Origin of the sequence: Janthinobacterium sp. SUN206, from assembly GCF_030587305.1 — a bacterium.
In the GTDB taxonomy this organism is placed as follows: Bacteria; Pseudomonadota; Gammaproteobacteria; order Burkholderiales; family Burkholderiaceae_D; genus Janthinobacterium; species Janthinobacterium kumbetense.
Genome location: NZ_JAPWIB010000002.1, coordinates 720855 through 738696, shown reverse-complemented (window position 1 = coordinate 738696; position 17842 = coordinate 720855). Strand labels below are relative to the sequence as shown.

The 17842-nt window shown below is 65.0% G+C and carries 18 protein-coding genes and 1 pseudogene; 11 read left to right on the top strand and 8 right to left on the bottom strand.

What is annotated here, in order from left to right; genetic code table 11:
• Positions 1 to 66 precede the first annotated feature (66 nt).
• Together O3300_RS16190 and moaA are read left to right on the top strand one after the other, a co-directional pair.
• Positions 67 to 351: a helix-turn-helix domain-containing protein gene (locus O3300_RS16190; RefSeq protein WP_305053513.1), complete on the top strand. Its 285-nt coding sequence runs from the start codon at positions 67 to 69 to the stop codon at positions 349 to 351.
• Positions 352 to 454: 103 nt separating this feature from the next.
• Positions 455 to 1537 (top strand): GTP 3',8-cyclase MoaA, encoded by a 1083-nt coding sequence (gene moaA / locus O3300_RS16185; protein ID WP_305053512.1) that lies wholly within the window; start codon positions 455 to 457, stop codon positions 1535 to 1537.
• Between the two features lie 18 nt (positions 1538 to 1555).
• Here moaA and O3300_RS16180 read toward each other — a convergent pair whose 3' ends face one another.
• Positions 1556 to 2977, bottom strand: a complete 1422-nt coding sequence (locus tag O3300_RS16180) for a PLP-dependent aminotransferase family protein (RefSeq protein WP_305053511.1) — start codon at positions 2975 to 2977, stop codon at positions 1556 to 1558.
• Positions 2978 to 3135: 158 nt separating this feature from the next.
• Between O3300_RS16180 and O3300_RS16175 the strand changes: the two genes are divergently transcribed.
• Both O3300_RS16175 and O3300_RS16170 read left to right on the top strand, forming a co-directional pair.
• The gene (locus O3300_RS16175; protein ID WP_305053510.1) at positions 3136 to 4098 is read left to right on the top strand and encodes a Dyp-type peroxidase; all 963 of its coding nucleotides are present in this window, start codon (positions 3136 to 3138) and stop codon (positions 4096 to 4098) included.
• A gap of 44 nt (positions 4099 to 4142) precedes the next feature.
• Positions 4143 to 4526: a hypothetical protein gene (locus O3300_RS16170; RefSeq protein WP_251350810.1), complete on the top strand. Its 384-nt coding sequence runs from the start codon at positions 4143 to 4145 to the stop codon at positions 4524 to 4526.
• Between the two features lie 72 nt (positions 4527 to 4598).
• Here the strand turns inward: O3300_RS16170 and O3300_RS16165 are convergent, their stop codons facing one another.
• On the bottom strand, positions 4599 to 4961 hold the full coding sequence (locus O3300_RS16165; RefSeq protein ID WP_305053509.1) for a hypothetical protein: 363 nt from the start codon (positions 4959 to 4961) through the stop codon (positions 4599 to 4601).
• Positions 4962 to 5187: 226 nt separating this feature from the next.
• Between O3300_RS16165 and msbA the strand changes: the two genes are divergently transcribed.
• The gene (gene msbA / locus O3300_RS16160) at positions 5188 to 7023 is read left to right on the top strand and encodes a lipid A export permease/ATP-binding protein MsbA (RefSeq protein WP_251350808.1); all 1836 of its coding nucleotides are present in this window, start codon (positions 5188 to 5190) and stop codon (positions 7021 to 7023) included.
• 4 nt (positions 7024 to 7027) lie between these two features.
• Here msbA and O3300_RS16155 read toward each other — a convergent pair whose 3' ends face one another.
• Entirely contained in the window at positions 7028 to 7435 is a 408-nt protein-coding gene (locus O3300_RS16155; RefSeq protein WP_305053508.1) for a hypothetical protein, read from the bottom strand.
• Between the two features lie 77 nt (positions 7436 to 7512).
• Here O3300_RS16155 and O3300_RS16150 point away from each other — a divergent pair, with 77 nt between their 5' ends.
• The 3 genes from O3300_RS16150 (at position 7513) to O3300_RS16140 (ending at position 10418) form a co-directional block, all read left to right on the top strand.
• On the top strand, positions 7513 to 8640 hold the full coding sequence (locus O3300_RS16150; protein ID WP_305053507.1) for a toxin-antitoxin system YwqK family antitoxin: 1128 nt from the start codon (positions 7513 to 7515) through the stop codon (positions 8638 to 8640).
• 79 nt (positions 8641 to 8719) lie between these two features.
• Positions 8720 to 9214 carry a MarR family winged helix-turn-helix transcriptional regulator gene (locus O3300_RS16145; RefSeq protein WP_099664914.1) on the top strand — a complete coding sequence of 165 codons (495 nt, stop codon included), beginning with the start codon at positions 8720 to 8722 and terminating at the stop codon, positions 9212 to 9214.
• A 76-nt stretch (positions 9215 to 9290) separates the two neighbouring features.
• A complete protein-coding gene (locus O3300_RS16140) occupies positions 9291 to 10418 on the top strand; it encodes a toxin-antitoxin system YwqK family antitoxin (protein WP_305053506.1) in 1128 nt (375 codons plus the stop codon).
• Here O3300_RS16140 and O3300_RS16135 read toward each other — a convergent pair.
• Together O3300_RS16135 and O3300_RS16130 are read right to left on the bottom strand one after the other, a co-directional pair.
• Complete coding sequence (locus O3300_RS16135) at positions 10415 to 11737, bottom strand: chloride channel protein (protein ID WP_305053505.1); 1323 nt, start codon at positions 11735 to 11737, stop codon at positions 10415 to 10417. The two genes, O3300_RS16140 and O3300_RS16135, sit on opposite strands and share 4 nt — an antisense overlap.
• Positions 11738 to 11823: 86 nt before the next feature.
• On the bottom strand, positions 11824 to 12747 hold the full coding sequence (locus O3300_RS16130) for a LysR family transcriptional regulator (RefSeq protein WP_305053504.1): 924 nt from the start codon (positions 12745 to 12747) through the stop codon (positions 11824 to 11826).
• A gap of 97 nt (positions 12748 to 12844) precedes the next feature.
• Between O3300_RS16130 and O3300_RS16125 the strand changes: the two are divergent.
• Positions 12845 to 13737 (top strand): annotated as a pseudogene (locus O3300_RS16125) (zinc-binding alcohol dehydrogenase family protein).
• 19 nt (positions 13738 to 13756) lie between these two features.
• Here O3300_RS16125 and nhaR read toward each other — a convergent pair.
• Positions 13757 to 14656: a transcriptional activator NhaR gene (gene nhaR / locus O3300_RS16120; RefSeq protein WP_305053503.1), complete on the bottom strand. Its 900-nt coding sequence runs from the start codon at positions 14654 to 14656 to the stop codon at positions 13757 to 13759.
• Between the two features lie 159 nt (positions 14657 to 14815).
• On the opposite strand from nhaR, the gene O3300_RS16115 reads away from it, so the two are divergent.
• A complete protein-coding gene (locus O3300_RS16115; RefSeq protein ID WP_034759011.1) occupies positions 14816 to 15778 on the top strand; it encodes a TerC family protein in 963 nt (320 codons plus the stop codon).
• A 69-nt stretch (positions 15779 to 15847) separates the two neighbouring features.
• The gene (locus O3300_RS16110; RefSeq protein WP_077401482.1) at positions 15848 to 16249 is read left to right on the top strand and encodes a TerB family tellurite resistance protein; all 402 of its coding nucleotides are present in this window, start codon (positions 15848 to 15850) and stop codon (positions 16247 to 16249) included.
• Positions 16250 to 16255: 6 nt separating this feature from the next.
• Here the strand turns inward: O3300_RS16110 and O3300_RS16105 are convergent, their stop codons facing one another.
• Complete coding sequence (locus O3300_RS16105; protein ID WP_099664910.1) at positions 16256 to 16609, bottom strand: YnfA family protein; 354 nt, start codon at positions 16607 to 16609, stop codon at positions 16256 to 16258.
• A 45-nt stretch (positions 16610 to 16654) separates the two neighbouring features.
• A complete protein-coding gene (locus tag O3300_RS16100; RefSeq protein WP_289912025.1) occupies positions 16655 to 17818 on the bottom strand; it encodes a sugar diacid recognition domain-containing protein in 1164 nt (387 codons plus the stop codon).
• Positions 17819 to 17842: the final 24 nt, after the last annotated feature.

The window sequence follows — 17842 nt, the reverse complement described above, 5'->3', positions numbered from 1 at the left end:
GCAAGATGACGATGCCGGTCGCGCCGGCGCCGGCCGTGATCTATGATGTGGACAAGGAGAAAAAACATGCACAAGGAAGACAAGGAAGACGGCATCGACGCGGCCCTGATAGCGCTGCTGGCGCTGCTGTGGGAAGCGCGGCAGGAGGCGCCGGAGAAGCCGTGGTCGCTGGCCAAGCTGGCCAAGCGGGCGGGGGTACAGATGAGCACTTTGTTGCGCCAGCTCAATGCGTTGTCCAGCGCGGGACTGGTGAGCGTGACGACGGCGGAGAGCGGCGGCGGCAGCGCGCTGCTCAGCGCGGCGGGCGCGGAACTGTGCGCCAGCGTCTTTGCTCCACCGCAAGAGGAGTAGCGGCGCGTCTGTACTCTATCGGCCGGAGCCGGACTGTACCTCTTTGCCTGCCCCCATTCGTCCTATGCTACTTCCAGACGAATGCCTATCGAGGGGAAGCACCATGAACACCATCCTGTATCCGCAGCCGGCGCTCCGGCAGCCAAGCCATATCGAACCGTGCGTGGATATGCTGGGCCGCCCCCTGACGGATTTGCGCATTTCCGTGATCGACCAGTGCAACTTCCGTTGCACCTATTGCATGCCGGCCGAGCTGTACCCCAGCGACTACCCGTTTCTTCCATCGAGCGAACGCCTGTCCTTCGCGCAGATCGAGACGATGGCGCGCGCCTTCGTGCGCCTCGGCGTCGACAAGATACGCATCACGGGCGGCGAGCCGCTGCTGCGCAAGAACCTGGAACAGCTGATCGAAGCGCTGGCGAAACTGACCACGCCGGACGGGCGCGCCGTGAGCATCGCGCTGACGACGAATGGCAGCTTGCTGGCGGCCAAGGCGCGTTCGCTCAAGGATGCGGGCCTGGAGCGGGTCACCGTGAGTCTCGACAGCCTCGATAACGGCATTTTCCAGCGCATGAATGGCGTCGACTTTCCCGTCGAAAAAGTGCTGCACGGCATTGAGGTGGCGCAAGCCGTGGGCTTGACTCCCGTGAAGGTCAACATGGTGGTGCAGAAAGGCGTCAACGACAGCCAGATCGTGCCGCTGGCGCGCCATTTCCGCCACACGGGCGTGGTGCTGCGCCTGATCGAATTCATGGACGTGGGCGGCATCGGCGCCTGGTCGCGCACGCATGTCGTCACGTCCGAGGCGGCGCGCGCGCTGATCGCCGCCGAGTTCCCCCTCGTGTCGCTGGGCGAAGGCAAGCCTGTCTCGCACGAAACGGCCAGCCGCTACCGTTATCTGGATGGCGGCGGCGAAGTGGGCTTCATTTCCAGCGTGTCGCAGCCGTTCTGCGGCGACTGCAGCCGCGTGCGCGTGTCGTCGGACGGCAAGCTGTTTACGTGCTTGTTCGCCCAGGACGGCCTCGACCTGCGGCCCCGGCTTGATTCCGCGCAAGGTCTGGAAAGCCTGCTGCGCCAGCACTGGCAGCGCCGCGGCGACCGCTATTCGGAAGTGCGCGGCGCACTGGCCCAGCTTGGCGGGCGCAAGCAGTATCCCACCGTGCGCATGTCGCTGGTGGGCGGGTGACGGGACTGCGTGAAATGCCTACAGGAATTCGGTGATGAGTTTGCCGAGAAGAATAATGGCTTGTTCCACGCCCACGCTCCACGGATAGCTGTAGTTGAGGCGGATGCAATGTTTGTAAGCCTGGCTGACGGAAAACATGCGCCCCGGACCCACGGTGATCTTGCATTCCAGCGCGCGCCGGTACAGCTGCATGGAGTCTATGTCGCCAGGCAATTCCACCCACAGCACGTAGCCGCCCTGCGGGTGCGAGATTTTCGTGCCAGCAGGAAAGAAACGCTGCACGGCGGCCGCCATGATGCGCGCCTGCTGGGCATACGCCTTGCGGGTGCGGCGCAGATGCTGTTCGTAGCCATCGTTTTGCAGGTATTCGGCGATGGCCAGCTGGGGAAACGAGGACGTGGCCAGGGTGTTGAGGAATTTGAGTTCCTCCACCTTGCCCCGGTAGCGTCCGGCCAGGGCCCAGCCCACGCGCTGCGCGGAACTGAGGCTCTTGGAAAACGAGGAGCAATGCAGCACCAGGCCCTTGCGGTCGTAGGACTTGAGCGAGGTTGGGTGGGCGTCGCCGTAATACAGCTCGTTGTAGACGCCGTTTTCGATGGCCGGCACGTCGTGCTGCTCCAGCAACTGGTACAAGGCCCGCTTGCGCTGGTCGGACATCTGGAATCCCAGCGGATTCTGGAAGTTCGGCATCACCATGACGGCGGCGATCGGCTGCCGGGCCATGATGTCGGCCAGCGCTTCGATGCTGATGCCTTCATACGGGTCGGTGGACACTTCCACCACCTTCATGCCCAGCCGTTCGACGGCCATCAGCATGGCGTAGAAGGTGGGCGACTCGACGGCGATGGTGTCGCCCGGCTTGGCCACCGCTTGCAGGCACAGGTTGATCGCTTCCGTGGCGCCCACGGTGACGATGATTTCGTCGGGATCGACGGCCAGGCCGTTTTCCATGTAGCGGCGGGCGATTTCGCGGATCAGTTGCGGGTTGCCCGGCGGCAGGTCGTCCGTCACGTTCCAGGCGCGGTTGCGGCGCGCCACCGCGCCCGCATACTGGTTGATGCGTTCCCAGGGAAACAGCGATGGGTCGGGGTAGGGCGAGCCCAGCGGGATGGCGTCATGCAAGCCGATCGAGCGCAGGGTCGACAGCACCAGGCGGCTCACGTGCACTTCCGCCGGCACGGGGCTGGGGTGCGATGCCTGCATGCAGATGGACGGCGCGGCGGTGTCGCCGGCCCGCTGGCGCACGAAGTAGCCGGACTGGGGCCGGCTTTCGATCACGCCCATGCCCTCCAGCTTGACGTAGGCGCGCAGCACCGTGGTGATGCTCAGCTTGTGCTGCTGGCTGGTCTGGCGCACGGACGGAATGCGTTCGCCGGGCAAGAGCACGCCCTTGGCCACCAGTTGCTCGATGTCGCTGACGAGCTTTTCATACAATTTCATGCAATGGTATCCATTCTTATTCTTGCTCTACGTCATTGCATTATCGTCCAATTCATGACTACCTATAGTTACAGTTATCGCATGTTGCCAAAATGAAACTGCCATCCGGCACTTCTGGTTTAAGATCCACATAGAAACGAAAAAGAGGAACCTCTGTCATGGCAATTCCACAAAGCATGCTGTCTGTCGTCGCGCGCGACGAAGTGCATTTGCAGTTCAAGGTGAAGGCCGGCGTCGACATGCGGCAGCTGTTCCAGCGGCTGGGCAAGCTGTGGGAATCCGACGTCACGGGCATCCTGGACCCCACCCTGAACCGCCACCATCAGTTGACGGGCGGCACGGCCAATGTGGTGCTGGGATTTAAGCCCGAACTGTGGCGCGCCGCGTGCCCAGGCTGCGTGCCGGACAATATGGCATCGTTCGCGCACGACCTGGTGGGCGCCAACGGCAAGACGGCGCCGGCCACCCAGCACGATTTCTGGGTCTGGATCACGCAGTCGAACGCGGCCACCCTGTACGACAGCATGCGCACGACGCTCACCTTGCTGAGTCCCTTCGCCGAGCTGGCCAGCGAACAGGTGTGTTTTCCGTATCACAACAATGTGACGTTTGACGGCTTTGCCGACGGCGTCGCCAACCCGAATCCATTCCGCGCCAACGGCGTGGCCATCATTCCGGACGGTGAAGCGGGCGCGGGCGGTTCCACCGTGTTGCTGCAGAAATGGCGCATGGACGTGGAGCGCCTGCGCGCCTTGCCCGTGCACGCGGCGGAGCAGGTGTGGGGCCGCACCAAGGCCGGCAGCCATGAATTGTCGCCGCTGCCCGTCGATTCCCACGTGGGCCGCAACCAGTTCATCCGCGATGGCGAGGAAGTCGATATCGTGCGCCGCAACGCCAATTACGCCAATGCAACCGAGGCGGGCGTCATGTTTGTCGGTTTTTGCAAGGACATCACCGTGACCATGGGCATGCTGCGGCAAATGTACGGCGTAGGCTATGATGGCGTCACCAAGACGGACCGGCTGCTGGATTTTTCCACGGCGCTGTCGTCGGCGATCTATTTCGTGCCCAGCATCGATGCCTTGCTGGCCGCGGGCATTTCGCCGGCGGACCCCGGCTGAGGGCCGCCCCGGCGGTCCCTATTTCTACTTTAAAGGAGTTTTCCATGCGTATACGTCCCGCCACACTGCTGTCCGCCCTGATCTTCGGCAGCGTCGTCTTCAGCGCTTCCGCTTCCGCCGTCGGCCTGGGTTTCCTGGCCGATACGCCGATGGCTTACCTGAACAAGAACGACAAGCCCGTCTTCGTCAAGGCCGTCACCGACGTGCTCAATGACAAGAAAGATGGCGAAACCGTGCAATGGAGCAATGAAGGCTTGCGCAATTCCGTGCGCATCGCCGCCGACATCACGGCCAGCGACACGCAAAAGACGGATGAGCAAACCTGCCGCAAGGTACAGGTGGGCTTGAGCGCCAAGGGCCAGGAACAGACCCTCAAGCTGACGGTCTGCAAGGCCGGCACGGCCGCCTGGAAAGTGAAAAAACAATAAGCACCGGCCGCCGCCCTGCCTTGCCGGGAGGACGGCGTCGCGATGACTGCCCGCAGCGTGCGCTGCGGCTGCCTAGTCGTGGTTGATGGCTGCCACCTGGTGCAAGCATGCCTCGTCGGTGAGCAAGGTGACCACCGCATTGGTTCTGGCATGGACGCGCACGCCCTTGAGCCAGTCCGGCAGGGCAAGGACGGCGCCTGCCACGATGGGCAGGATGACCTGGATCACGGACTCGCTGCCCCTGGGCGGCGTCGCCCCGAAGTCCAGGTCCTGGATGCCGTCCTGCGGCGGCTTGAGGTAGACGCGCGGTGCGAGGGGGATCGCCTGCCAGCCGCCGGAGCTGACTTCGCCGATCGCGCTCACATGCAAATGCGGGGGAAGGCTCTTGTCGATGGCGAGGTGCACGGCCTTTACTTTGTAGATGGGAACGCTCATGGTATCTCCAGGAAGGATGGGGTGCGCCGCCAGGCCCGCGGCGTGTAGGGCCAGTCCCGATGTCTCGGCATCGTTAAGCTAGCTCAGCAAGTGTAGGTCGTATTTTCACCATCACCATCTCCAATTGTCACCATGGCCAGGCGCGCAAGCCATGCTGCTCTACTTTCTTGGGGGAAAGCCACCCGCAACGGTTAGAATCACGTTTTACCTTCTTTTTCCCATCTGCATGCAGCAAAGTCGCCTCCTGTTCTTCCGCCTGGCCGGCCAGTTTCGCCGCTATGGCGCCATCGTTGCCGCCACCTTGCTGGCCGTGGGCGTGGCGTCCGCCACCGATGTGTTATTAATCAGGCAACTGCAAAACGTCGTCGACGCCATGCGCGCGACGGCCAGCACGCAGGCCGCGCCCGCGTCCGGCGTGATGGGCATGCTGCAGGGCTGGGTCGACCGTTTCTTGCCGGCACAGGCAGGGCAGGTGGACTTGTGGGTGATTCCCGCCACCATCCTGGGCCTGGCCGTGTTGCGCATGGTGTCGAGCTTTGCCGGCGATTACGGTTCCGTCTGGTTATCGAGCCGGGTGCAGGCGGATTTGCGCGAAAAGATGTTCGCCACCATCATGCGCCTGCCCAGCCGCTTTTTCGACACCACCACCACCAGCCTGACGCAGTCGCGCGTGGCCTTCGACGCCAGCCAGGTGTCGCAGGCGGGCTTGAACGTGCTCAACGTGATGGTGCGCGATTCCGTCGCCACCGTCGGCTACCTGATTTTATTGTTCAGCATCGACGTGAAACTGGCCCTGTTCTGCATGGCGTCGATGCCCATCGTGGCCATCGTCGTGACCCTGGCGGGCCGCCGCATGCGCCACCTGAGCAAGAGTTCGCAGCAAGCCGTGGGCGAGCTGACGTCCGTGCTGGACGAAAGCATCGGCGGCCAGCGCGTGGTGAAAATCTTCGGCGGCCAGGATTATGAACAGGCGCGCTTCGTCAACGTCGTCAAGCGCAACCGCCAGCTGGCCGTCAAGCATGCCGCCACCTCGGCCATGAATTCCGGCTTCATCATGATGCTCGTCGGCATTACCCTGTCGTCCGTGATCTATTTCGCCATGCTGCGCGCGCAAAGCGGCGCCATCACGCCGGGCGCCTTCGTCGCCTTCATGGGCGCGCTGATGGCGATGCAGTCGCCGATCAAGAATTTGACGAAGATCAACGAGCCGCTGCAGCGGGGCCTGGCGGCGGCCGAGTCCGTCTTCGGCTTGATCGACACGCCGCTGGAACCGGACCCGGGCACCATCGCGCCGGTCACGGTGCAGGGCAATCTGTCCTTGCAGAACGTCAACTTCCGCTACAACAGCGACGATCCCGATGCGCCCACGGCCTTGAGCGATATCACGCTCGACATCCGCGCCGGCGAAACGGTGGCCCTGGTGGGCGGCTCCGGCGGCGGCAAGACGACCTTGCTGGGCTTGCTGCCGCGCTTTTACGACGTCAGCGGCGGCCAGATCCTGCTCGATGGCGTGGACCTGCGCGATTACGCCTTGCTGGCCCTGCGGCGCCAGTTCGCCCTCGTCAGCCAGGATGTGATTTTGTTCAACGACACGATGGCGGCGAATATCGCGTATGGCGACCCGGCCCCGGACCAGGCCCGCATCGAAGCGTCGGCGCGCGCCGCGTATGCGCACGATTTCATCATGCAGTTGCCGCAAGGCTACGAAACCCAGGCGGGGCAGAACGGTTCGCGCCTGTCGGGCGGGCAACGCCAGCGCCTGGCCATCGCGCGCGCCCTGTACAAGGACGCGCCGATTCTCTTGCTGGACGAAGCGACCAGCGCGCTGGACACGGAGTCGGAACGTTCCGTGCAGGCGGCGCTGGAAGTGCTGATGCGCAACCGCACCACCATCGTCATCGCCCACCGCCTGTCGACCATCGAAAGCGCCGACCGCATCGTCGTCATGCAGGGCGGGCGCCTGGTGGAATCGGGCAGCCACGCCACCTTGCTGCAGCAGGGCGGCGCGTATGCGCGCCTGCATGCGAGCCAGTTGTCGCCCGTCAAGGATGGCGCGGCCTAGAACCTCAGAACACGTGAATTTCCTGTAATACCAGCATGGCGCCAGCCGCCGTGCCTTCCACGCGGAAGGTGGCGGTCAGGTCCGACCAGGCGCCGTTCAGTGGCAGGGCGTGGCGCGCTTCGGCGATCGCCACGCCGCCATCCTCGCTTGCCGGGCGCTCGACGCAGCGTTCGTGCGGCGCGCCGCTGGCCAGCGCCGCTGGCGTGACGCGATACACGCTGCCATCCGCATACGGCTGCGGCGAACCATAACCCTCGATCACGGCGCGCAGCAGCGCCGGCGTCCAGCCGTAATACGCGTCGTGCGCCGTGCGCGCATGGGCGCACGCGTAATCGCCGCGCGCCAGGTCGGCGATCCAGGCGTCGATGATGTCCAGTATCTGTGTGTCGCTGGGGGCGGAGGGCAAGTGCATGGATTTCTTTCGTGACGGGGAAAAACGTTGCTTTCCATTATGATGGCCGCCGCACGATAACATTGCAACGGAACACAATGCACACACGACAGAAGACACGCGTGGCCCTGGCCGCCTTGCTGGGCATGGTCCTGGCCTTGCCGCTGGCGGCACAGGCACAGCCCGCAGGGCAAACGCCGACGCCAACGCTACAGGAGGAAGACCGGACCATGTATTTGGATGAAAATTTCATGCCCAGCAATCAGCGTGGCGCCGTGTATGCGCTGCGCACGCCGCCCGTGCGCGACGAGGCGCTGGGCGCCTGGCATGTGCGGCTGGAATTTCCCGACACGCCGGGCGTGCCGGCCTTTGAAACCTATGCCACGGACCTGGACTTGAGCCAGGTCAAGTTCGTGAAGTTTCGCAAGTATTACCATGAAAATGGCCAGCTGCTGCGCGAAACCTACTTCGATGCCCAGGGCGAGGAACTGCTCGGCGGCAGCGTGTACTTCGAGAATGGCCAGGTCCAGCAGCGGGTGACCGCGTTGCCGAACGGGCGCGACAGCATCTCGGAAACGTATCACCAGAATGGCCAGCTGATGAGCCGCACGCTGTATCACGGCGACGAGATGGCCGATGGCGAGCAAGTGTCGTATGGCGCGAATGGGGCCGTCAGCAACCGCTCGTATCGACGCCATGGCCAGATGGATGGCGTGGAGGAATCGTTTTATGCGGATGGCAAGCTGTTCCGGAAGGGGCGCTACGTCGATGGCCAGCGCGAGGGCGAGTTCGTCATGTACGCGCAGGATGGCAAGGTGCTGGCCAGCACCGTGTGGGTGCACGGCCAGCCCGACGGCTGGTCGTTTGAAAGCCATGGCAATGGCGTCGTGTCGAACAAGACCCTGTACCAGAAGGGTGCCGTGCTCAGCTTGCAAACGTGGGCCCCGAATGGCCGGCCCAATTTTGCATGGCAGAAAGACGCGCAGGGGCGTGACCACGGCGACACGACGGATTGGCATGCCAACGGCGCGCGCGCCAGCGTGACCCCGTTTGTCGAAGGCCAGCGCCACGGCTTGCTGCAGGCCTGGTACGACGACGGCAGCCTGCGGCAGATCGTGCCGTACGAACACGGCAAGAAGCACGGCATCGAGCGCCACTGGGACCAGGCCGGCAAGCTGGTGCTGGAGCAGGCGTGGCAAGCCGGAGAGCCAGTTTCCATGCGCTAGGAGTCGTCCGCCTTTGCAGGTATCATGCAGGGATTCCGGCCCGCCAGCAGGCGCGAAGCCGGCAGGATAACTGGAGGCAATGGTGGTGGAAGCGGAAGTTTCGGCGATGGCCAGGGCGCAAGGCATGGCCTTGCAAAACATGCGCGTCGTCATGCGCGCGGCGCAGCGCCACTCGGCGCAAATCGAAAAGCAATGCGGCGTGTCGGGCGCGCAATTGTGGGTGATGCAGGAATTGCTGGAACGGCCGGGCTTGCGCATGGGTGAGCTGGCCAGCAAGATGTCGATCCACCAGACGACGGCCAGCAACCTGGTCGAGGCGCTGGTCAAAAAAACCTATGTGCGCAAGGCGCGCGACCAGCCAGACCAGCGCGTGGTCACCCTGACCCTGACGGCGGAAGGGCAAGCCGTCATCGCCGGTGCGCCGCAGCCGGCGCGCGGCTTGCTGCCCAGTGCGCTGGCCCAGCTGGACCCCGACAGCCTGGCGCACCTGAACCAGGGCTTGAACGCCTTGCTGGCCGTCGTCGCTCCCGATGACCGGCAGGCGGGTATGCAGCCGTTTCCGTTCACCATGTAGTCACGCGCAAGCGTGTGGCGCACCGCCCCGCTTGCCCGTATCATCGGCGCCGTCGCACCGTTGATGAAAGCATGCATTGAAGATATACACTTCCGTTTTGCTGGCCGCTGTCCTGGCCGGTTCCCCGCCCGTTTCCATGGCCAACGCCCTGGACAATGCCCCGGCCACCCCGGCCGTGGCTGCCGAACCGTCGCCGGCGTCCCTATATTTTGACGGGGATTACCAGCCTGTGGCGCCCGCCGCGGCCGTGTATGAGCAGCGCGCACCGCTGCGCCACGATGCGGCCCGCCAGGCCTGGCATTGGCAGCTGCATTTCGCGCAGCCGTCGGGCAAGCTGCACATGGATGCCTGGCTGCTGGGCACCGACGTGGCGTCGCCGCGCTACACCGGCCAGCGCAGCGTGTATTTTGCCGATGGCCAGCTGGGCCTGCAGGAAGAGCGCAACGGGGAGGGCGATTTCAATGGCGTGAACGTGGAATACTATGCAGACGGGACGGTGAAGAGCCGCAAGGCGTACCGCGACGGCGAGTACGACGGCTTGCACAGCCACTTTCATGCGAATGGCCAGCTGAGGCATGCCTTGCTGTACCAGGCGGGCCAGCCCGCCGATGGCGAATTCCTGAGCTTTGACGAGCATGGCCAGGTCAGCAACCGCGCGCATTTCGCCGATGGCGTGCTGACCGGTGAAGTGACGGCGTTTCATGCGGATGGCCGGCTGGCCGAGCGGGGACCGTATCTGGACGGCCAGCGCAACGGCTTGCACCAGGCCTGGTGGCCGGACGGCCGAGAAATGTCGCGCCTCAATTTCCTGCATGGCAAGCCGCAGGGCTGGTCGCTGCTGTATTTCGCGAATGGCCAGCTGGACCAGAAAAACCTGTTCGACGATGGCGTCATGCTGAGCACGCAAAGCTGGCGCGACGATGGCACGCCGCTGCGCCAGCGCCGGCAGGATGCGCAGGGCCGCGCGCAGGGCGAGGACAGGCAATGGCATGCGAACGGCACGCTGGCCCGGCTCGCTTCCTACCGCGATGGCGAGCCGCATGGCGCGTGGCGCGAATGGCATGCGGACGGCTCGCCCCGCCACGCCGTGGACTATGCGCGCGGGCGCAAGCAGGGCCTGGAGCGGGCCTGGGCCGGCGACGGCACGCGCACCATCTGCGAGTGGCAGGATGGCCGCCTGTTGCGCGCCTGCCGCAATTTCTAGTGCGGTGGCGCGGGCAGCCGTTGCAGCTGCAACTGCGCCAGCGCCCCGTACAGCGGTTCGCTGAGCACGCGCGACACCGTGCTGGCGACGACGGCGCAAGCCATCAGGCTGAGCACCATGCCGTGGCCGTCGACCATTTCCATGACAATGATAAACGCCGTCAGCGGCGCCTGCGTGGCGGCGGCCAGGAAGCCCACCATGCCCAGCGCGATCAGGGCGGGCGCGTGCGGGTAGTGCAGCAATTGCGCAATGTCATGCCCGATGCCGGCGCCGATGGCCAGGGAGGGCGCGAAGATGCCGGCCGGCACGCCCGACCACACGGTCAGCCACGTCGCCACATATTTGAAGGCAACGAAGGCGGGCGCCACGTCGGACGAACCTTCCAGCATGGCGCGCGTGGCCACGGTGCCGCTGCCGAACGTGGCGCCATGGCTGGCGATGCCGATGGCCGCCACCAGCACACCGCAGACGGCGGCGAACAGCACGGGCCGGCCTTTTCTCCACGCGGATAATTTCCCCAGCGGATTGCCCCGGGCGGACGCCAAGAGCAGCCGGGCGAACAGGCCGCCGGCCACGCCCGCGACCAGGGTCACCAGCAAACCCGGCAAGGCCAGCGCCAGGCCGATGGGGCCGGGGTGGATGATGCCGAAGTGGGTGGCGTTGCCGTGGATGGACACGGCCATCATGCCGGCCAGCACGATGCCGGCCACGATGAGGCCGCTGTTGCGCTGCTCGGGCGAGCGCGACAGTTCCTCGATGGCAAACATGACGCCCGCCAGCGGCGTATTGAAGGCGGCCGCGATGCCGGCCGCGCCGCCCGCCACCAGCAGGGAATGGGCGCTCACCTGCGAGTGGCGGGGCAGCCAGCGGCGCGCGGCCAGCATCACGCCGGCGGCGATTTGCACGGACGGGCCTTCGCGTCCCAGCGAGAGTCCCCCCAGCAAGCCGCCCGCCGTCAGGCCGATCTTCGCGGCGCTCAGTTTCAACGAGACAAACAGCGAGCGCTGTTCGGGCGCCACGGCCGGGTCCAGTGTCGCCATCACTTGCGGGATGCCGGAGCCAGCCGCGCCCATGGCGTAGCGGCGCGTCAGCCACACGAGCAGGGCGGCGCAGACGGGCGTCCACAGCAGGGCGAACCACCAGGCCTTGCCGTTAAAAAACAGGAACAGGTCCAGCGCTTCCTCGGCCAGCCACGTAAAGCCCACGACGACGAGACCGGCGATGGCGGCCATGCCGACGACGACGGCGCGCGACCACCACAGGCGCGGGTTGGCAAATTCATGCTTGAAGGCAGAGGGAATATCGTGCAAGTGCTTCATTGCGGCAAGTCCAGGAAGGGGCGCGCAGGGCGTCGGGAAGACTTGCCATTATAAAGATATATTTGTCCGAATGTTTTTCCTCTGCCTTATTTGTGGGCAATTGACGACAACAGCTGCGCCTCGGCCAGGAAATCGACGAGCGCCCGCACTTTTGGCGCCAGGTGCGGCCCGGACGGCCACAGCAGCCAGCAACCGTGGGCAGGATGGTCGTTGATGGCGTAATCCTTCAGCACCTCGATGAGGCTGCCGTCAGCGAGTGCCGGGCGCACATGAAAGTCGGGCAGCCAGGCGATGCCCAGGCCTTGCCGGGCAAAGTGCAGCCGCGCTTCCACATTGTTGCAGATCATGGATTGCGGCAAGTCCGGCGCAGCCTCGCCTTCGTCCTGGCGCAAGCGCCACTGCTCCACCTTGCCGCTGTGGCGGAAGCGGTAGTGCAGGCAAGCATGTTGTTGCAGCTCAAGGGGATGCTGCGGCGTGCCGTGGCGCGCCAGATAGGCGGGGGAAGCCACGAGGCAGGAGCGGAACTGGCCCAGCTTGCGCGCGGCCAGGCGCGAATCGCGCGGTGCGCCGATGCGGATGACGGCGTCGAAGCCGTCGCCGACGACGTCGGCCAGCGCGTCGGAAAAGTCCAGCTCCAGCGCGATGGCGGGGTGCTGCGCGGCAAAATCGGCCAGCGCGGGCAGGAATGCGCCGCCCAGTTCCGGCAAGCCCAGGTGCAGGCGTCCCCGCGGCGCGCGCGCTCCCGCCAGCTCTTCCTGCGCCGCCTGCATTTCCGCCAGGATGCGTTCACTGCGCGTCAAAAACAGCTGGCCTTCCGCTGTCAGGCTCAGCTGGCGCGTGCTGCGCTGGAACAGGCGCGCGCCCAGCCGCTGCTCCAGCCGGGCCAGGCTCTTGCTGACGGCCGACGGCGAAATGCCGGCCTGGCGCGCGGCGGCGACAAAGCTGCCCGCCTGGGCCAGTTGCACGAACAGGGCCACGCCGGAGAGATTATCTGTTTCCTGGTTTTGCATGATTCATGACAGTTTTGTCAGCAGTGAAACGCATTGAAGCATATTTTTCTTTGTTGCATGGCTGCTTACCATGGGCTTTTATCTACAGGGGGTGGCAATGAAGACGATCGGTTTCAACAAGGGCAGCGGCGTGGGCGACGAACATGGCTTGTTCGACGTGGAGGGGGCGATGCCCGTGCCCGGCCCGCGCGACGTGCTGGTGCGGGTGCGGGCAATGGGCGTCAACCCGCTCGACACCAAGGTGCGCGCCGGGCGGGTCACAGTGCCGGACAATGTTGTCAGCCTGGGCTGGGATGCGGCCGGCACCGTGCATGCGGTGGGCAGCGAAGTCACCCTGTTTGCGCCGGGTCAAGCCGTGTATTACGCGGGGTCGTTCGACCGCGCGGGCGCCAATGCGCAATACCATCTGGTCGATGAGCGCATCGCGGGGGCCATGCCGGCGTCGCTGGACTTTGCGCAGGCGGCCAGCGTGCCATTGGCGGCGCTGACGGCGTGGCAATTGCTGTTCGAGCGCTTTGCCATCACGCCCGGCGACATGCAGCCGCGGGGCAGCTTGCTGGTGCTGGGCGGCGCGGGCGGCGTCGGTTCCATGCTGATCCAGTTGGCGCGCCAGCTGACGGGTTTTACGGTGATCGCCACGTCGCCGCCCTGTCGCACACGGCGCAGCATGTCGCGGCGCTGGTGGAGCTGATCGCGCCGCACGGCAAGCTGGCCGTCATCGATGACCACGATGTTTTCGACGCGGCGCCGCTGAAGGGCAAGAGCATCTCGCTGCACTGGGAAATGGTGTTTACGCGGCCGTTGTTTGCCACCGACGATATGCTGGAGCAGCACCGCATTTTGCAGCGCGTGGCGCGGCTGCTGGACGACGGCGTGCTGCGCCACACGGTGCGGCAGCGCCTGTCGCCCATGGATGCGGCCACCTTGCGGCGCGCCCACGCGCTGCTGGAGCGGGGCGGGCAGCCGGGCAAGATCGTCGTAGGCGACTGAACCGGCTTGCACGGCACGCTTACACGAACAGCTCGCGCCGCGCGCTCTGGCTGATGGCGATGGTGGCCGGGTGGCTCAGGCGCCGTTCCGTGGTGATCGCATACACTTGCTCGACGAGGCTGTCGACCCGGCCCAGCGCCACCACGGCGTATTGTTCGCAGACTTGGGGCGCGATGACGGTGGGCGCGAAGAACAGGCCGGCGCCGGACTGACCGAAGGCTTTCATCATGGCGCTGTCGTCGAACTCGCCGACGATGCGCGGGTGCAGCTTGTTGTCGCCCAGCCACTGCAGCAAGCGTCCGTAGATGGCGAAGTCTTCGCCGGGCAGCAGCAGCGGCGCGCCATCGAGGCATTGCGGGAAGCTCCCCGTCAGGGTGGCGGCCAGCGCTGGCGTGCCGAACAGGGTCATGCCGCTTTCGCCCAGCAAATGGTTAAAGCCGCGCACGCTCAAGTGGGCCGGCATGGGACGGTCAGCCATGATCAGGTCGAGCCGGTGCACGGCCAGGTCCGCCAGCAGGCTGGCCAGCCGGCCTTCGCGGCAAATGATGCGCAGCGGTTCGGCCAGTCCCAGCGCCGGCGCGACGAGGCGGCAGGCGATCAGTTTTGAGACGGAATCGGCGCAACCGACGCGGAAGGTCGTCGTCGTCGTACGCGACTGGTCGCGCACGATTTCCAGCAATTCATCGCCCGTGCTGAAAATGCTTTCGGCATGGCTGAGGATGCGCCTGCCCGTGTCCGTCAATTCCAGCTGGCGCCCGCTGCGGCGGAACAGTTCCACACCCAGGGTGTCGGCAAATTCGCTGAGCTGGCCGGAAATCGATTGCGGCGTCAGGTGCAGCTGCTCGGCCGCGCGGGCGATGCTGCCCGTCTTGGCCACCATCCAGAAATAGCGCAAGTGCTTGAAGTTGAGTGTGGACATGGTGTTTCCCGGAAAATAAATACATCGAATTTTTCGATGTATTCTTAAATTATATTCGATTTGTTCGATGTTTATAAGAAGGCTATGATGGCTGCTCAATTCATGCAAGGAGAGTGCCATGGACTTCAGAATACAAACAGAGCATTGCGGAGGCCGCCGATGAACGGCCTGGAAAGTATTGCAACGGCACCCATGTGGGCCGGTTTCATCGCCTTCGTCCTGGTGATGCTGGCGCTGGACTTGTTCGTCTTCGGCGGCAACAAGGCGCACAAGGTGGGCGTCAAGGAAGCGGCGACGTGGTCGCTCGTGTGGGTCAGCCTGGCCCTGCTGTTCAACGGCGGACTGTGGTGGTATCTGAACGGCACGGCCGGTCCCGAGATCGCCAACCAGAAGGCCTTGGAATTTTTCTCCGGCTACCTGATCGAAAAAGCCTTGTCGGTCGATAACGTGTTCGTCTTTCTGCTGATCTTCAGCGCCTTCCAGGTGCCGATCCAGTACCAGCGCCGCGTGCTGATCTATGGCGTGCTGGGCGCGATCGTCATGCGCGCCGTGATGATCATGGCCGGTGCGTGGGTGGTGAGCGAGTTCAGCTGGGTGCTGTACCTGTTCGGCGCCTTCCTGCTGGTGACGGGCATGCGCATGCTGGTGGCGGCCGATGCGGAGCCGGACGTGGCGAACAACCCGGTGCTGCGCTTTGCCCGCCGCCACTTGCGGGTGGCCGATGGCGACCATGGCGAACGTTTCTTCGTGGCAAAGGGCGGTTTGCGCTATGTCACGCCGCTGTTCCTCGTGCTGATCCTGATCGAGGTGACGGACCTGGTGTTCGCGGTCGATTCGATCCCGGCGATCTTCGCCATCACGACGGACCCGTTCATCGTCTTCACGTCGAACCTGTTCGCCATCATGGGCTTGCGGGCACTGTATTTCTTGCTGGTGGATGTGGCGGACCGCTTCCACATGCTCAAGTATGGCCTGGCGATGGTGCTGGTGTTCATCGGCGCCAAGATGCTGATCATGCCGTGGTACCACGTGCCGGTGGAAGCGTCCTTGCTGGTGGTGGCGGTACTGATCGTGTCGAGCTGCGTAGCCAGCGTGTTCATCACCCGCAGCGACAAGAAGTAAATGCTGTACGGCGCGCCCCGCCTGGCGGTGGCGTGCCTTTTAATTGACTAATAGAAAGAGTAGAAAATCATGCGTACCTATGAAGCGAACAGTCCCCAGGCAGCGGGACGTATCCTGGCCCTGATGATGGTGGTCGACGGCAACCTGGCCAGCGCCGAGCTGCAAGCCATGCATCGCAGCAAGATCCTCGAGCATATCGACCTGGAGCCGGCCGCCTTCCAGCAACTGCTGCAAGACTTGTGCGACGACATGCTGACGTCGACCGTGCATGGCGCCGTGCAACTGGCCCATGGCGTGATCGACAGCCTGCTCGATGAAATCACGGACCCGGACTTGCGCCGCAAGCTGCTGCAAGCCATGTGGAAGATCGCCGATGCGGACGACTGGCTGGCCGATGGCGAAGCCGTCCTGCTGGCCCGCGCCAGCGCGGCATGGTCGGCGGAAACAAACTTCCGCGCGCATGCCGCTTGAGGAAAATCAAGCCGCTTTGTGCCCCATGGCAATGACGGCGGCGCCGGCCAGGGCCAGGCCCACGCCGGCGATGTCGGTCCAGGCGGGCGTGACGCCGTCCACCAGCCACAGCCATCCCAAGGCCGTGGCGATATAGATGGCGCCATACGTGGCATACACCCGGCCGCTGGCGGCCGGATGCAGGGTCAGCAGCCAGACGAAGATCAGCAGGCTGACGGCGGCCGGCAACAGCAGCCAGGCGCTGCCCTTGTTGCTCAGCCATAGCATGGGCAGGTAGCAACCCAGCAGTTCGGCCACGGCCGTGACGGTAAACAGCCCGAAAGTGCGGGCAAGGCTGGTCCATTCGAAGGCGTCGTTCATGCTATTCCTGTTGTGCGGTCAGCCGCCATTGTAGACGGGCCTGCGTCAATTCAGTTGCAGGGCGACATACAGCAGCAGGCGGTCATCCGTGTCGTCCAGGTCCAGCCCCGTCAGTTCGGCGATCTTTTGCAGCCGGTAATCGAGCGTGTTGCGGTGGATGTGCAGGGCCCTGGCCGTGGCCATCGGGTGGCTGTGGTGGCGGAACCAGGCGGCCAGGGTGCGCATCAGGGTGCCGGACTTGCGGTCGTGCGCCTGCAGGCGCGCCAGGGTCTGGCGCAATTGCTCCGCCTGCCAACCGGCTTGCAGGCCGGACAGCAGCACGGGCAGGCTCAGTTCCAGGTAGGAAAAAGTGGTTTGCGCGCCATCGCGGGCGCGCCCCACGCGCGCCGTCTGCTTCGCCGATTCATACGACGCCGTCGCGCCATCGAGGCCCGGCAAGGCCACGCCCATGGACAGGGTGGCGGGCGGCGTGAGCGCCTGCTGCGCCACCTGGTGCAGTTCGAGCAGGCGCTGCCTTGCCTGCGCCGCGCGCGCCTGCTGCGGGCCGCTGGCGGGAAAGGCGTCGAGCAGCACCAGTTCGCCCGGCGAGACGACGGCCATCAGCAGGGCGGGCCAGCGCGCCGACAGGTCGGACTGCACTTGCTGCAGCTGCGTCAGCACCTGGTCCAGCCGCTCGCCCGGACCTTCTCCCGCATCGGGTATTTCCAGCACGAACATGGCGCGCGGCACGCGCAAGTCCAGCGCCAGGCGCGCCGCCCACGCTTGCATGCTGGCATCGGAAATGCCCGTGCGATACACGAGCTGGAACACGAATTCCTCGCGGTAGCGCTTTTCATGCTGCAACTCGCTGACCAGCCGCGCCTGCTCCAGCATCATTTCCGCCATGGCCCGCACCAGTTCGCCGAACTGGCGCACGGCGTCCGGCTCGCCCGTCAGGCCCAGCACGCCGCAAATCTCGCCGCGCACCGTCAGGGGCAGGTTGATGCCGGCCCGCGTGCCCGGCAGCCTGGCCATGTCGGCCGCGCCGATTTCCACGCTGGCGTGCCGGGCCAGCGCCAGTTGCGCGCCCGGATGCAGGTCGCCCACGCGCTGCGGGTCGCCGCTGGCCAGGATCACGCCGCGCGCATCGATCACGTTGACGCTGAAGGGAATGATGTGCATGGTGCGCCGGACGATGTCCTGCGCCAATGGGGGATCGATGCTCGGCATGGTGTTCACCTTCTGGTTTTGTGC